Origin of the sequence: Streptomyces sp. 3214.6 (assembly GCF_900129855.1) — a bacterium.
GTDB classification, from domain to species: Bacteria; Actinomycetota; Actinomycetes; order Streptomycetales; family Streptomycetaceae; genus Streptomyces; species Streptomyces soliscabiei.
In genome coordinates, this window is record NZ_LT670819.1 from 2,679,525 (window position 1) to 2,692,772 (window position 13,248).

General features: G+C 72.5%; 10 protein-coding genes. 5 read left to right on the forward strand and 5 right to left on the reverse strand.

Going from position 1 to position 13,248, the window contains the following annotated elements; all coding sequences use genetic code 11:
• Positions 1 to 30 precede the first annotated feature (30 nt).
• Both recX and recA read right to left on the reverse strand, forming a co-directional pair.
• Positions 31 to 849, reverse strand: a complete 819-nt coding sequence (recX, locus tag B5557_RS11925; RefSeq protein WP_079659102.1) for a recombination regulator RecX — start codon at positions 847 to 849, stop codon at positions 31 to 33.
• Positions 850 to 852: 3 nt separating this feature from the next.
• Positions 853 to 1,983 (reverse strand): recombinase RecA, encoded by a 1,131-nt coding sequence (gene recA, locus B5557_RS11930; protein ID WP_079659103.1) that lies wholly within the window; start codon positions 1,981 to 1,983, stop codon positions 853 to 855.
• A 346-nt stretch (positions 1,984 to 2,329) separates the two neighbouring features.
• On the opposite strand from recA, the gene B5557_RS11935 reads away from it, so the two are divergent.
• The gene (locus B5557_RS11935) at positions 2,330 to 3,100 is read left to right on the forward strand and encodes a hypothetical protein (RefSeq protein ID WP_079664735.1); all 771 of its coding nucleotides are present in this window, start codon (positions 2,330 to 2,332) and stop codon (positions 3,098 to 3,100) included.
• 15 nt (positions 3,101 to 3,115) lie between these two features.
• On the opposite strand, the gene B5557_RS11940 is transcribed toward B5557_RS11935, so the two are convergent.
• Positions 3,116 to 4,378: an AI-2E family transporter gene (locus B5557_RS11940; protein WP_079659104.1), complete on the reverse strand. Its 1,263-nt coding sequence runs from the start codon at positions 4,376 to 4,378 to the stop codon at positions 3,116 to 3,118.
• Between the two features lie 60 nt (positions 4,379 to 4,438).
• Complete coding sequence (locus B5557_RS11945) at positions 4,439 to 4,633, reverse strand: DUF3046 domain-containing protein (protein ID WP_079659105.1); 195 nt, start codon at positions 4,631 to 4,633, stop codon at positions 4,439 to 4,441.
• A gap of 78 nt (positions 4,634 to 4,711) precedes the next feature.
• Here B5557_RS11945 and B5557_RS11950 point away from each other — a divergent pair, with 78 nt between their 5' ends.
• From B5557_RS11950 to B5557_RS11965, 4 genes are all read left to right on the forward strand, one after another.
• On the forward strand, positions 4,712 to 5,656 hold the full coding sequence (locus B5557_RS11950) for a hypothetical protein (protein ID WP_079659106.1): 945 nt from the start codon (positions 4,712 to 4,714) through the stop codon (positions 5,654 to 5,656).
• A 483-nt stretch (positions 5,657 to 6,139) separates the two neighbouring features.
• A complete protein-coding gene (locus B5557_RS11955; RefSeq protein WP_079659107.1) occupies positions 6,140 to 11,104 on the forward strand; it encodes an ATP-dependent helicase in 4,965 nt (1,654 codons plus the stop codon).
• 61 nt (positions 11,105 to 11,165) lie between these two features.
• A complete protein-coding gene (locus B5557_RS11960; RefSeq protein WP_079659108.1) occupies positions 11,166 to 12,008 on the forward strand; it encodes an Fpg/Nei family DNA glycosylase in 843 nt (280 codons plus the stop codon).
• Positions 12,009 to 12,055: 47 nt separating this feature from the next.
• A complete protein-coding gene (locus B5557_RS11965; RefSeq protein ID WP_079659109.1) occupies positions 12,056 to 12,820 on the forward strand; it encodes an SDR family NAD(P)-dependent oxidoreductase in 765 nt (254 codons plus the stop codon).
• Between the two features lie 70 nt (positions 12,821 to 12,890).
• Here the strand turns inward: B5557_RS11965 and B5557_RS45030 are convergent, their stop codons facing one another.
• Positions 12,891 to 13,160 carry a hypothetical protein gene (locus B5557_RS45030; protein WP_099935825.1) on the reverse strand — a complete coding sequence of 90 codons (270 nt, stop codon included), beginning with the start codon at positions 13,158 to 13,160 and terminating at the stop codon, positions 12,891 to 12,893.
• Between the last annotated feature and the right edge of the window lie 88 nt (positions 13,161 to 13,248).

The window sequence follows — 13,248 nt, forward strand, 5'->3', positions numbered from 1 at the left end:
CCCCTCCCCCCCGCTTGCCCTTCAATGGGCTCAGTTCCCGTCCCCCTCCATGAACTCCGTGTCCTCGCCCTCCTCCTCCAGTGCCTGCCGGACCACCCGTAGGGCCATGCCCTCGGGGTAGCCCTTGCGTGCGAGCATGCCGGCGAGACGGCGCAGTCGTTTGTCGCGGTCGAGGCCGCGGGTCGAGCGCAGCTTGCGGGCGACGAGTTCGCGCGCCGTCTCCTCTTCCTGCTCGGAGTCCAGCTGGGCGACGGCGTCCTCGATCAGCGCCGCGTCGACTCCCTTGGTCCGCAGTTCCTGGGCGAGCGCGCGTCGGGCCAGTCCCCTGCCGTGATGTCGTGACTCCACCCAGGCGTCCGCGAAGGCACTGTCGTTGATCAGCCCGACCTCCTCGAACCGCGAGAGCACCTCCTCCGCCACGTCGTCCGGGATCTCTCGTTTGCGCAGGGCGTCGGCGAGTTGCTTGCGTGTGCGCGGGGTCCCGGTGAGCAGGCGCAGGCAGATCGCCCGTGCCCGCTCAGCCGGGTCCCCTGAAGGCTCCCCCTGCTCGGCCCTCGACGAGGAGGGGGTGCCTCCGTCCTCGGCGGACGGTTCTCCGAAGCCGCGCCGACGGCGCCCACGCCCGCCACGTGGGCCGCCCTCGCCACCGCGTCGCGCCCGGCCGCCACGGGGCCGGGCCTCGCGGGCTTCGCCCTCCGCCCCCTCGGGCGAGTACGAGCCACCGTCCGACCAGCTGTCCGACCAGCCGTCGCCGCCTTGGGCAGGGCCGCCGTCGGCCCCGCCCCCGCCCCCCGCCCCCCGTTGGGTGTCGGGGTGGACGTACTCGGCCCAGTCCGTTCGTCGCGTCACGGATCAGCTCTTGACAGCCGCGGCCTTGGTCTTGGCTGCCTTGGCGGCGGGAGCCGGAACCGCCTTGGCGGGGTCGTCCACAGGCGTGCCCGCGGCTCCCGCTGCGTCCGCGCCCGGTTCTGCGGCGGGCTCCTCCGGACGTACGCCGACGCCCAGCTTCTCCTTGATCTTCTTCTCGATCTCGTTGGCGAGGTCGGGGTTGTCCTTCAGGAAGTTGCGGGCGTTCTCCTTGCCCTGGCCGAGCTGGTCGCCCTCGTACGTGTACCAGGCGCCGGCCTTGCGGACGAAGCCGTTCTCCACGCCCATGTCGATCAGGCCGCCCTCGCGGCTGATGCCCTGGCCGTAGAGGATGTCGAACTCGGCCTGCTTGAAGGGCGGCGCGACCTTGTTCTTGACGACCTTGACGCGGGTGCGGTTGCCGACGGCGTCGGTGCCGTCCTTCAGCGTCTCGATGCGACGGATGTCGAGCCGCACCGACGCGTAGAACTTCAGCGCGCGGCCACCGGTCGTGGTCTCGGGGGAGCCGAACATCACGCCGATCTTCTCGCGGAGCTGGTTGATGAAGATCGCGGTGGTCTTGGACTGGTTGAGCGCGCTGGTGATCTTCCGCAGTGCCTGGCTCATCAGACGGGCCTGCAGACCGACGTGGCTGTCGCCCATCTCGCCCTCGATCTCCGCGCGCGGGACGAGCGCGGCGACCGAGTCGATGACGATCAGGTCGAGGGCGCCGGAGCGGACCAGCATGTCCACGATCTCCAGGGCCTGCTCGCCGTTGTCGGGCTGGGAGAGGATGAGGTTGTCGATGTCGACACCGAGCTTCTTCGCGTACTCGGGGTCGAGGGCGTGCTCCGCGTCCACGAAGGCGACCTGGCCGCCCGCCTTCTGCGCGTTCGCCACGGCGTGCAGCGTCAGCGTCGTCTTGCCGGAGGACTCCGGGCCGTACACCTCCACCACGCGGCCGCGCGGCAGCCCGCCGACACCGAGGGCGACGTCGAGTGCGGTCGACCCGGTGGGGATGACCTCGATGGGCTCGTTCGGCCGCTCGCCGAGGCGCATCACGGCGCCCTTGCCGAACTGCCGTTCAATCTGTGCGAGTGCGGCATCAAGAGCCTTCTCGCGGTCGGTTCCTGCCATGGGTTCCACCCGATTTGCTTGAGTCGATCGCTTCACGTCAATGACGCTAACGCCTGCCACTGACAATGCGCCCCGACGCCGGTCCGGCCTGTGGATAACTCAGGCACTTATCCATCCCAATCGGGACGAATTCCCTGCGGGGAGCCCCACCAGAGCCTCACCGGAGCCCTCATAAGAACGGATGTTCGATTTTTGTGTCAAGTGCACCACGCGGCACTTCCGAGGCTACGTTCACGGTCCCCGCTCACGGCTGCTCCGCCGGGCGTACGGCGGATGTCTTCGCCCGGACGACGACGGCGTACGACGCAGCCGAGAGGCTCGGTGCATGCACGAGCAGACGACCACGATGCCCCTCCGCGCAGCCGAACCCGCCCGTCCGAGCCCTCGGCTGCTGTACCGCCTCTACGGGGCGACAGCGCTCCTGCTGATCCTCTCCGGCCTCGTCCACCTGGTGGTGTTCGCCGTCGACGGCGGCCCCTGGGACGGACCCGTCTCCTGGCGCAAGCCCGTCACGTTCGGGCTGTCCTTCGGGGCGACGCTGATCGCGATCACCTGGGTCACGTCGTACGTGCGGGTCGGACCGCGGTTGCGGACCGCGCTGCTCGGGGTGTTCGCCGCCGACTGCGTCGTGGAGGTCGGGGGCATCACCCTCCAGGCATGGCGGAGAGTGCCCTCGCATCTGAACATGCAGACGCCCTTCGACACGGCGGTGTCCATGATGCTCGCGGTGGGCGGCGGCGTCCTCGTGGTGCTGCTCACCGTGTTCGCCGTGGCGTCCTTCCGACGCCGGCCGACGGGCCCGGCCGGGATGGCCCTCGCGGTGCGCGCCGGTTTCGCGATCCTGCTGGTCGCGCTCGCCTCGGGGGCGGCGATGATCGCGCGCGGTGTGGTGCTCACCCGCACGGGGCACCAGGAGGCGGCGTACCACTCGACGGCTCCGCTCAAGCCCCTGCACGGGATCGGCCTGCATGCCGTTCTGGTGCTGCCGGCGCTGGCCCGACTGCTGGTCCCCACGCCCTGGAGCGAGGCCGTGCGGTGGCGGATCGTGGCCGCGGCGGTGGGGTGTTACGTGGCCGCGGTCGCCGCGGCCGGGGTGTGGGCCGTCCTCGCGTACTGACGCTCGCTTCGGCCGTCAGCCGGCCCCTTCCCGCGACCCGCTGCCCGCCCGGTCCCGTAGGCGCGCCCACAGCGACCGCGCGCGGGTGAGCGGTCCCGGCCCCTCGCCGCGGCCCCGGTGACCGTGGACGCGGGGGTCGTCGGTGACGTCGTAGCGCTTGACGTAGGCACCCAGGAAGGCCTGGAGCGTGGCGACCGCCGGGATGGCGATCAGCGCGCCGACGGCGCCCAGGAGTGCGGTGCCGGCGATGACCGAGCCGAAGGCGACGGCGGGGTGGATGTCGACGGTCTTCGCGGTCAGCTTGGGCTGCAGCATGTAGTTCTCGAACTGCTGGTAGACCACGACGAAGATCAGCACCCACAGGGCGTACAGGGGCGAGACGGTGAAGGCGATCAGCATGGGCAGGGCACCGGCGAGATACGTGCCGATGGTCGGGATGAACTGCGAGACCACGCCCACCCAGACGGCGAGCACGGGCGCGTACGGAATGCCAAGGACCTCCAGCAGTACGTAGTGCGCCACACCGGAGATCAACGCCATCAGCCCGCGCGAGTACAGGTATCCGCCGGTCTTGTCGACGGCGATCTCCCACGCGCGCAGCACCTCTGCCTGCTTGGCGGGCGGCAGGACGGAGCACAGTCCGCGACGCAGGCGAGGGCCGTCGGCGGCGAAGTAGAACGAGAACAGGGCGATCGTCAGCAGTCGGAAGAGACCGCCGAGGACCTGCGTGGAGACGTCCAGCACACCGGCGGCACTGTTCTGGGCGTACTTCCTCAGCCAGCCGGAGTGCAGCAGCCCCTCTTGGATGTCCACGCGCCTGAGGTCGGTGTGGAACGTGGTGTTGACCCAGTTGATCACGGAGTCGAGGTACTCCGGGAAGCCCTCGATCATCTTGATGATCTGCCCCGCGAGCATCGAGCCGAGGAGCGTGAAGAAACCGGCGACCACGATCAGCAGGCCGAAGAAGACCAGGAAGGTGGCGAGCCCCCTGCGCATCCCGCGGGCAGCCATTCGGCTGACCGCGGGTTCTATGGCGAGAGCCAGGAAGAACGCGATCAGGATGTTGAGCAGCAGGCCGATGAGCTGGTGGAAGGCCCAGGTGCCCAGTTGGAAGGCCGCGACGAGAGCGAGCGCGAGCACCATGGCGCGCGGAAGCCAGCCCGGCATGCGGGCACCCTGAGCGGTGCCGCCGTCGGCCGGGGGCGGCCCGGTGGGCGGCGTCGTGCCGAGCGGGGATGGGTGCCGGGCGATATGCCCGGTCTCGTCAGTGGGTGCCACGGACCAAGTCTCGCCTACGCCACTGACAACCGGACAGCCGCCTGCGATCTTCGTGACGGATCAGCGCATCTCCTGCGGAACGTTCATCACCACGCACACCACGCGCCACACGTCCTTGGCTTCCCAGCCGTGCGCCAGCGCCTCGTGCACCGTACGTCCGCCGAGTTCCGCCATCACATGATCGCGCGCGAAGGTTTCGGCGTATCCCACGCCGAAGTGCTCGTCCATCCGCTGCCAGAAGACCGTCAACCGCATGACACCAGTATCCCGCGCCCGGGGGTGCCCCCTGCCGGGACCGCCTGTCGAGACCGCTTTCCGCCCTACGGTCTGACCATGGCCGAAACTGGAGCATCCCCACTCCCCCCGACGCCCCCGGCGCACTCCCCGCTCTTCCGCGCCGAGCACTTCGTGTGGCTCACCGCGCGCGTGCTGGAGCAGCGGCTCTTCGCGCACGACTTCCTCCACGGCTCCGCCGACCCCGTCGAGACCGCTCTCGACGCCTACCGCAATGAGGACGGCGGATACGGCCACGCTCTGGAGCCCGATCTGCGCGGTCCCGTCAGCCAGCCCCTGCACACCGTGCGCGCGTTGCGCGTCCTGGACGCCATCGGGCGCCTCGGCGGGCGGCGCGTGGAGCGGGTGTGCCGTTATCTCACGTCCGTCTCCGCGTCCGACGGCGCGCTGCCGGCGATCCATCCCAGCCAGCGCGGCTATCCGGCGGCCCCCTTCATCCCGATCGTGGACGATCCGCCCAGCGAACTGCTGTCCACGGGGCCGGTGGTGGGCCTGCTGCACCGCAACGAGGTGTGGCACGCCTGGCTGTTCCGGGCCACGGACTTCTGCTGGCAGGCGGTGGACTCCCTGGAGCGGTCCCATCCGTACGAGGTCGAGGCCGCGGTGGCCTTCCTGGACTCCGCCCCCGACCGCCCGCGGGCGGAGGCGGCCGCCGACCGTCTCGGCCGCCTGGTGCGCACGCAGCGGCTCGCCGCGCTGGACCCGGACCAGCTGGACGCGTACCCGGTCGCGCCCGGCTACGCGCCGGGCGAGCACCACTTCCCGTACGACTTCGCGCGGACACCGCACTCGCTCGCGCGCGCGTGGTTCACCGACGACGAGATGACACGCTGCCTGGACCATCTCGCCGACGAGCAGCAGAAGGACGGCGGCTGGCCGATCCGATGGCGCCGCTGGGCGCCGGGCACCGCCCTGGAGGCACGTCCCATGGTGACGATCGAGGCGCTGCGCACCCTGAGGGCCTACGGCCGCACCATCGGCTGACCCGGACGGGATCCCGGCCCCCGCGCCTGGCACGCACTTTCCGGCTCCCCGCCTTCGCCCCAGGTCGGCTGTGCCGTGAGGGCGGCGAGCGGGGCGACGGGAAGCAGGGCGGCGGATCGCCTGCCCAGAGGCCCCTCGAGAAGACCCGGTGCGAACGGGCTGGCCGCCAGGGTCACCGGCCAGTTGTTTACAGCGTAGGCGGGTCGACCGGACGCTCCTCCGGCACGGCAAGGCACGGCCGGGGCACGGCACGCGCGCGGCGATCCATGCCCCGGCCGTCCGCACCTCACGCTGTGGCAGCGCCCCGCCGTTGAGTCGCAGCAACCGCGTCCCAGCCCCCGCAGCAAGGGTCGGCGGCCTGCGGAAGTATTCGTGGGTGTGCCGCACGGAGGTTTGCGGATGTACCGGGCGCGCCGCAGATCGACACCGGCCCAAGACCCGCAGGTCAGAGCCATTGTCAGTGGCGGGGTGCAGGATGGACGCATGGTCAGCTCCGCACACCGAGCCCTCGACGGCTTCTCCCCCGCGACCCGCGGCTGGTTCACGGGGGCGTTCTCCGCGCCCACCGCGGCCCAGGCGGGGGCGTGGCAGGCCATCGGCGAGGGTGCGGACGTGCTGGTGGTCGCCCCGACCGGCTCCGGCAAGACCCTGGCCGCCTTCCTCGCCGCCCTGGACCAGCTCGCCTCGACGCCGCCGCCCGCGGACCCGAAGAAGCGCTGCCGCGTCCTGTACGTCTCTCCTCTCAAGGCCCTCGCGGTCGACGTGGAGCGCAACCTGCGCAGCCCCCTGACCGGCATCCGCCAGGAGTCCGTGCGCCTCGGCCTGCCCGAGCCGGAGGTCAAGGTCGGCATCCGCTCGGGCGACACTCCGCCCGCCGAGCGCCGAGCGCTGTCCACGCGCCCGCCGGACATTCTGATCACGACCCCCGAGTCCCTGTTCCTGATGCTGACGTCGGCCACGCGCGACGCACTGACCGGCATCGAGACCGTGATCCTGGACGAGGTGCACGCGGTCGCCGGCACCAAGCGCGGCGCACACCTCGCGCTCTCCCTGGAGCGGCTCGACGAACTGCTGCCGAAGCCGGCCCGCCGCATCGGCCTCTCGGCGACGGTCCGCCCGGTCGACGAGGTCGCCCGCTATCTCTCCCCGCACCGCAAGGTGGAGATCGTCCAGCCGAAGTCCGGCAAGGAGTTCGACCTTTCGGTCGTCGTCCCCGTGGAGGACCTGGGCGAGCTGGGCGGCTCCCCGGTCGCCGACGGCTCCGAGGGAGCGGAGCGCCCGTCGATCTGGCCGCACGTGGAAGAGCGCATCGCGGATCTGGTCCAGGCCCACCGTTCCACGATCGTCTTCGCCAATTCCCGCCGCCTGGCCGAGCGCCTGTGCAACCGCCTGAACGAGATCGCCTACGAGCGGGCCACCGGTGAGCCGCTGGACGAGCATCACGCTCCCGCCGAGCTGATGGGCGGCTCGGGCGCGGCCCAGGGCGCCCCGCCCGTCATCGCGCGCGCCCACCACGGCTCGGTCTCCAAGGAGCAGCGTGCCCTGGTGGAGGAGGACCTCAAGGCGGGCCGTCTCCCCGCGGTGGTCGCCACCTCGAGCCTCGAACTGGGCATCGACATGGGCGCCGTCGACCTGGTGGTCCAGGTCGAGTCCCCGCCCTCGGTGGCCTCCGGCCTCCAGCGAGTCGGCCGCGCGGGACACCAGGTGGGCGCGGTGTCCACGGGCGTCGTGTTCCCCAAGTACCGCGGCGACCTCGTGCAGGCGGCGGTGGTCACCGAGCGGATGCGCACCGGCTCGATCGAGTCCCTCAGGGTGCCCGCCAACCCGCTGGACGTCCTCGCCCAGCAGCTCGTCGCCATGACGGCGCTGGACACGTGGCAGGTGGACGACCTGCTGGCCACGGTCCGCCGGGCCGCCCCCTTCGCCTCCCTCCCCGAGTCCGCGTTCACGGCCGTCCTGGATATGCTCGCGGGCCGCTACCCGTCCGACGCGTTCGCCGAGCTGCGCCCGCGCGTGGTGTGGGACCGCGTCGCCGGCACGGTCACCGGCCGCCCCGGTGCCCAGCGTCTCGCCGTCACCTCCGGCGGCACGATCCCCGACCGTGGCCTCTTCGGTGTCTTCCTCGCGGGCGCCGACCCCAAGAAGGGCGGTGGCCGGGTCGGCGAACTCGACGAGGAGATGGTCTACGAGTCCCGCGTCGGCGACGTCTTCACCCTCGGCACCAGTTCCTGGCGCATCGAGGACATCACCCGCGACCGCGTCCTGGTCTCCCCTGCCCCGGGTGTCCCGGGCCGCCTGCCCTTCTGGAAGGGCGACCAGCTGGGCCGCCCGCTCGAACTCGGCCGCGCGGTGGGCGCGTTCCTGCGCGAGGTCGGCTCGCTGGCCAAGGAGGACGCCCGGCTCCGCCTGCTCACCGCGGGCCTGGACGCGTGGGCGGCCGACAACGTGCTCTCCTACCTGGACGAACAGCGCCAGGCCTGCGGCCATGTCCCGGACGACCGCACGATCGTCGTCGAGCGCTTCCGCGACGAACTCGGCGACTGGCGGGTCGTCGTCCACTCACCCTTCGGCGCCCAGGTCCACGCCCCCTGGGCTCTGGCCCTGGGAGCCAAGCTCTCCGAGCGCTACGGCATGGACGCCCAGGTGATGCACGCCGACGACGGCATCGTCCTGCGGCTGCCCGACGCCGACCTCATGGGCCTGGACCTCCTCGACCAGGAGCCGATGAAGGCCGGCACGGAGTACGACGCCGAACAGGCGCCCGTCGGCGCGGCGGACGTCGTCTTCGACAAGGGCGAGGTCGACCAGATCGTCACCGACCAGGTCGGCGGCTCGGCCCTGTTCGCGGCGCGCTTCCGCGAGTGCGCCGCCCGCGCGCTGCTGCTGCCGCGCCGCAACCCCGGCAAGCGGACCCCGCTGTGGCAGCAGCGCCAGCGCGCCGCCCAACTGCTCCAGGTGGCGAGCGAGTTCGGTTCGTTCCCGATCGTCCTGGAAGCGGTCCGCGAGTGCCTCCAGGACGTCTTCGACGTTCCCGGGCTCGTGGAGCTGATGGGCGACCTGGAGTCCCGCAAGGTGCGCCTGGTCGAGGTCACCACCCCGGAGCCGTCCCCGTTCGCACGCTCCCTCCTCTTCGGCTACGTCGCGCAGTTCCTCTACGAGGGGGACTCCCCGCTCGCCGAGCGCCGCGCCGCCGCCCTCTCCCTCGACTCACGCCTGCTGGCCGAGCTGCTCGGCCAGGCGGAACTGCGCGAACTGCTCGACGCCGAGGTACTCACCGAACTGGAACGGGAACTCCAGTGGCTGACCGAGGACCGCCGGGCCAAGGACATCGAAGGTGTCGCGGACCTCCTGCGCCTCCTCGGCCCGCTCACCGACGCCGAGCTGGCCGAGCGTGGCGCCGAACCGCACTGGGCGCGGGAGCTGGCCGCCGCCCGCCGCGCGATCCGGGTGCGCATCGCGGGCGCCGACCACTGGGCCGCGATCGAGGACGCGGGCCGGCTGCGTGACGCACTCGGCACGGCACTGCCGGTAGGCGTGCCGGAAGCGTTCACGGAGCCGGTCAAGGATCCCCTCGGCGACCTTCTCGCGCGCCACGCCCGGACCCACGGCCCGTTCACGTCCACCACCGCGGCCGCCCGCTTCGGCCTCGGTGTGGCGGTGACGGAGGGCGCCCTGCAGCGGCTCGCGGCGAGTGGGCGCGTCGTCCAGGGCGAGTTCCATCCGGCCGGCATGGGCCAGGAGTGGTGCGACGCCACGGTCCTGCGCAGGTTGCGCCGCCGCTCCCTGGCCGCGCTTCGGCACGAGCTGGAGCCGGTCCCGCCGCCCGCGCTCGCCCAGTTCCTGCCGCAGTGGCAGCACATCGGCACGGGCCACTCCCTGCGCGGCATCGACGGACTGGTGCGGGCCGTCGAACAGCTCCAGGGAGCCTCCGTTCCCGCCTCGGCCCTGGAGAAGCTCGTCCTGCCGTCCCGGGTGCGGGACTACACCCCGGCGATGCTCGACGAGCTCACCGCGGCCGGAGAGGTCGTCTGGGCGGGGGCGGGCGCCCTCCCCGGCAAGGACGGCTGGGTCTCCCTGTACGTGGCGGACGCGGCGCCTCTGCTGCTGCCCCCGCCCCACCCCCTGGAGCTGACGGCACTGCACCAGTCCGTCCTGGATGCCCTCTCCGGGGGCTACGGCCTGTTCTTCCGCCAGATCGCCGACCAGATCCGCGCCACCACCCACCCCGACGCCACCGACCCCCAGCTCGCCGACGCCGTCTGGGACCTGGCCTGGTCCGGCCGGCTCACCAACGACACCCTCGCCCCCATGCGTTCCCTGCTGGGCTCGGGCCGCACAGCAGGCTCCACGGCCCACCGCGCCAAACGCACCATCCCGCGCGGCCGCTACGGTTCGCTGACGGCCGCGGCGCGCCCCGCCTCCCGCAGCGGCCCGCCGACCGTCGCCGGCCGCTGGTCGCTGCTCCCCGCCCACGAGCCCGACCCCACCGTCCGCGCGCATGCTCTCGCCCGCACGCTCCTCGACCGGCACGGTGTGGTGACCCGGGGCGCGGTCGCCGCCGAGGGCGTCGAGGGCGGCTTCTCGGCGACGTACCGCATCCTGTCGGTCTTCGAGGAGAGCGGTCAGGCGCGACGCGGCTACGTCGTGGAAGGCCTCGGCGCCGCACAGTTCGCCATGGACGGCGCCGTGGACCGTCTGCGCGCCGTAGCAGCCGCCCGGGACCGCGGCGAGCCCCTGCCCGGCCCGAACACGGCCACGAACACCGGCACGGACAGAGGCACAGGCACGCCCAACGGCTTCGCCTTCCCCGACGGCCTCCCGTCCGACGACGCATGGGACCTTCCCGACCTCGACGCCGCGTTCTCGTCCCCCTTCGACGCCCCGAAGGCCCCCGCCGCGCCGGATGAGTACGTCTCCCCCCGGGACTTCGCCTCCCCGGGCGCCGGCGGCCCCCGGGGTGGCGGCTTCCCGACCGGCTCGGGCTTCCCCGGCCGTCCCGACCGCGGCCAGGCCCCCCACGGCCGCGGCCCCCACCGCACCACGTCCCGGGCCTCCCGCGCCGTCGTCCTCGCCGCCGCCGACCCGGCGAACGCGTATGGCGCAGCCCTGGGCTGGCCCGAGCCGCCGAGCGGCGCCGGGCACAAACCGGGCCGCAAGGCCGGTTCCCTGGTGGTGCTCGTCGACGGCGAGCTGACGCTCTACATGGAGCGCGGCGGCAAGACCCTGCTGGCCTGGCCCGCCACCCCGGACGGCGAGGACACGCCCGCCCACGACCCCCGACTGCACGCCGCCGCCGAGGCCCTCGCCGATGCGGCGCGCGCGGGCTCCCTCGGCACGGTCACGGTGGAGCGGGTCAACGGCGCCTCGGCCCTCACCTCCCCCATCGGCGCCCTCCTGGAAGGAGCGGGCTTCATCGCGACCCCACGGGGCCTACGGCTGCGCGCATGACAATAAACCGTGTGCCCCGTCACCTGCCACACGGCCTCCACCCGCATGTCACCCTTGACCCATGCCCGAAGGTGACACGGTCTGGCAGGCCGCGAGGCGACTGCACGACGCCCTCGCCGGCAAGGTACTGACCCGCTTCGACCTCCGCGTCCCCAAATACGCGACCACCGACCTCACCGGCCGCACCGTCCTTGACGTCACCCCGCGCGGCAAACACCTCCTCACCCGCATCGAAGGCGGCCTGACACTCCACTCGCATCTGCGGATGGACGGCTCCTGGAAGGTGTACGCGCACGACCAGCGCTGGACCGGCGGCCCCGCGCACCAGATCCGGGCGATCCTCGGCACCCCCGACCGCACCGCTGTCGGCTACCGCCTGCCCGTCCTCGACCTCCTGCGCACCACCGACGAAGAACGAGCCGTCGGCCACCTCGGCCCCGACCTGCTGGGCCCCGACTGGGACCCCGAGCGCGCCCTCGCCAACCTCCTCACGGACCCCGCCCGCCCCCTCGGCGAGGCCCTCCTCGACCAGCGCAACCTCGCCGGCATCGGCAATGTCTACAAGAGCGAACTCTGCTTCCTCCTCGGCGCCACCCCGTGGCTCCCCGTCGGGGCGCTCCCCGCCGACCGCGCCGGGAAACTGCCCGGCCTCGCCAAGAGACTGCTGGAGACCAACCGCGACCGCCCGGTCCGCAGCACGACGGGCCGCCGCGGCCAGGACCTGTTCGTGTACGGCCGCGCGCCCCGCCCCTGTCTGCGCTGCGGCACACCGGTGTGCGCGGCCGACCAGGGCGATGGTTCCCGCGAGCGCCCGACCTACTGGTGTCCCACCTGCCAGACAGGCCCCGCCCCCGCTCCGGGCTCCTCACCGACCCGCCGCATCCGTCCGCGCACCACCCGCTGACCGCCGACCAATTGACGGGCCGTCAGAAACGCTCGTACCGTCCTTTCATGGCCGTGAAGGCGTACGACCTCACCGGACGCACCGCATTCGTCACCGGCGCCGCAAGCGGAATCGGCCGCGCCTGCGCCGTACTGCTCGCCCAGGCTGGCGCCACCGTGCACGGCGCCGACCGCGATGCACAGGGCCTGCACGAGACGGCGACCCTGATCAAGGACCAGGGCGGAACCGCACACACCCACCACCTCGACGTCACTGACCGCGTCCAGATCCGGCAGGCCGTCGAGTCCTGCGAGCGGCTGGACGTCATGGCGGCGGTCGCCGGGATCATGCACAGCAGCCCGGTCCTGGAGACCCGCGACGAGGACCTGGACCGGGTCCTGGCCGTCAACTTCAAGGGCGTGCTGTACGCCTGCCAGGAGGCGGCCCGGCTGATGCTGGCGCGCGAGAGCGGCGGCAGCATCGTCACCATGGCCTCGGGCGCCGTGGACACCGGCGGCCCCGGGCTGCTCTGCTACGGCGTCGCCAAGGCCGCCGTGGTCCAGTTGACGAAGACGCTCGCCACCGAGGTCGGCCGGTACGGCATCCGCGTCAACGCCGTCGCCCCGGGCTGGATCCGCACCCCCATGACCGACCGACACGACGCCGGCACACAGGCGCACACCGAGGCGCTCATGTCGCGCATGTCACCCCTGGGGCGGGTCGGCGAACCGGAGGACATCGCCCACGCCGTCCTCCATCTGGCCTCGGACGCCTCGTCGTTCACGACGGGCCAGATCCTCCGTCCGAACGGCGGAGTGGCCATGCCGTGGTAGCCGCCTCTCCCACAGCCCGCTCGGGCCCCGTTCACAACTCACCCAGGCCCCTTCCCCGGCGGACAGTCCCTCAACAGCCTTGACGACCTCGGCCTCGCTCCGGCCCTGATGCACTACCGCCCGCTGCCCCTCCTCCACCTCCGGGCCTTCGCCTCCCCTCGCGCCGCACCGCCCGCCAAGCACTCCTCCACCGACCTCCCGCGAGGGCCCCCGCCGCCCGCGCCTTGGCCACGCAGTGCACCGGCAGCAGGCTCAGCCCCCACCCCCCGGCGGCCACCGCCCCCTCCAGCACCCCGGCGTCGGACGTCACGGCGAGCCTCACCACGGCCCACCACCACATCGCACCCAGTCCCAGTGCGAGCCCCAGAACGGCGCCCCGTCCCGCTGTTCGCCCCGCCGCGGCCGTCACGCCAACCACACCACCCGAA

Excerpts from the sequence above, each read along its gene's own strand:
- recA (WP_079659103.1), bottom strand. The coding sequence starts at position 1,983 with ATGGCAGGAACCGACCGCGAGAAGGCTCTTGATGCCGCACTCGCACAG.
- B5557_RS11935 (WP_079664735.1), top strand. The coding sequence starts at position 2,330 with ATGCCCCTCCGCGCAGCCGAACCCGCCCGTCCGAGCCCTCGGCTGCTG.
- B5557_RS11945 (WP_079659105.1), bottom strand. The coding sequence starts at position 4,633 with ATGCGGTTGACGGTCTTCTGGCAGCGGATGGACGAGCACTTCGGCGTG.
- B5557_RS11950 (WP_079659106.1), top strand. The coding sequence starts at position 4,712 with ATGGCCGAAACTGGAGCATCCCCACTCCCCCCGACGCCCCCGGCGCAC.
- B5557_RS11955 (WP_079659107.1), top strand. The coding sequence starts at position 6,140 with ATGGTCAGCTCCGCACACCGAGCCCTCGACGGCTTCTCCCCCGCGACC.
- B5557_RS11960 (WP_079659108.1), top strand. The coding sequence starts at position 11,166 with ATGCCCGAAGGTGACACGGTCTGGCAGGCCGCGAGGCGACTGCACGAC.
- B5557_RS11965 (WP_079659109.1), top strand. The coding sequence starts at position 12,056 with ATGGCCGTGAAGGCGTACGACCTCACCGGACGCACCGCATTCGTCACC.
- B5557_RS45030 (WP_099935825.1), bottom strand. The coding sequence starts at position 13,160 with ATGTGGTGGTGGGCCGTGGTGAGGCTCGCCGTGACGTCCGACGCCGGG.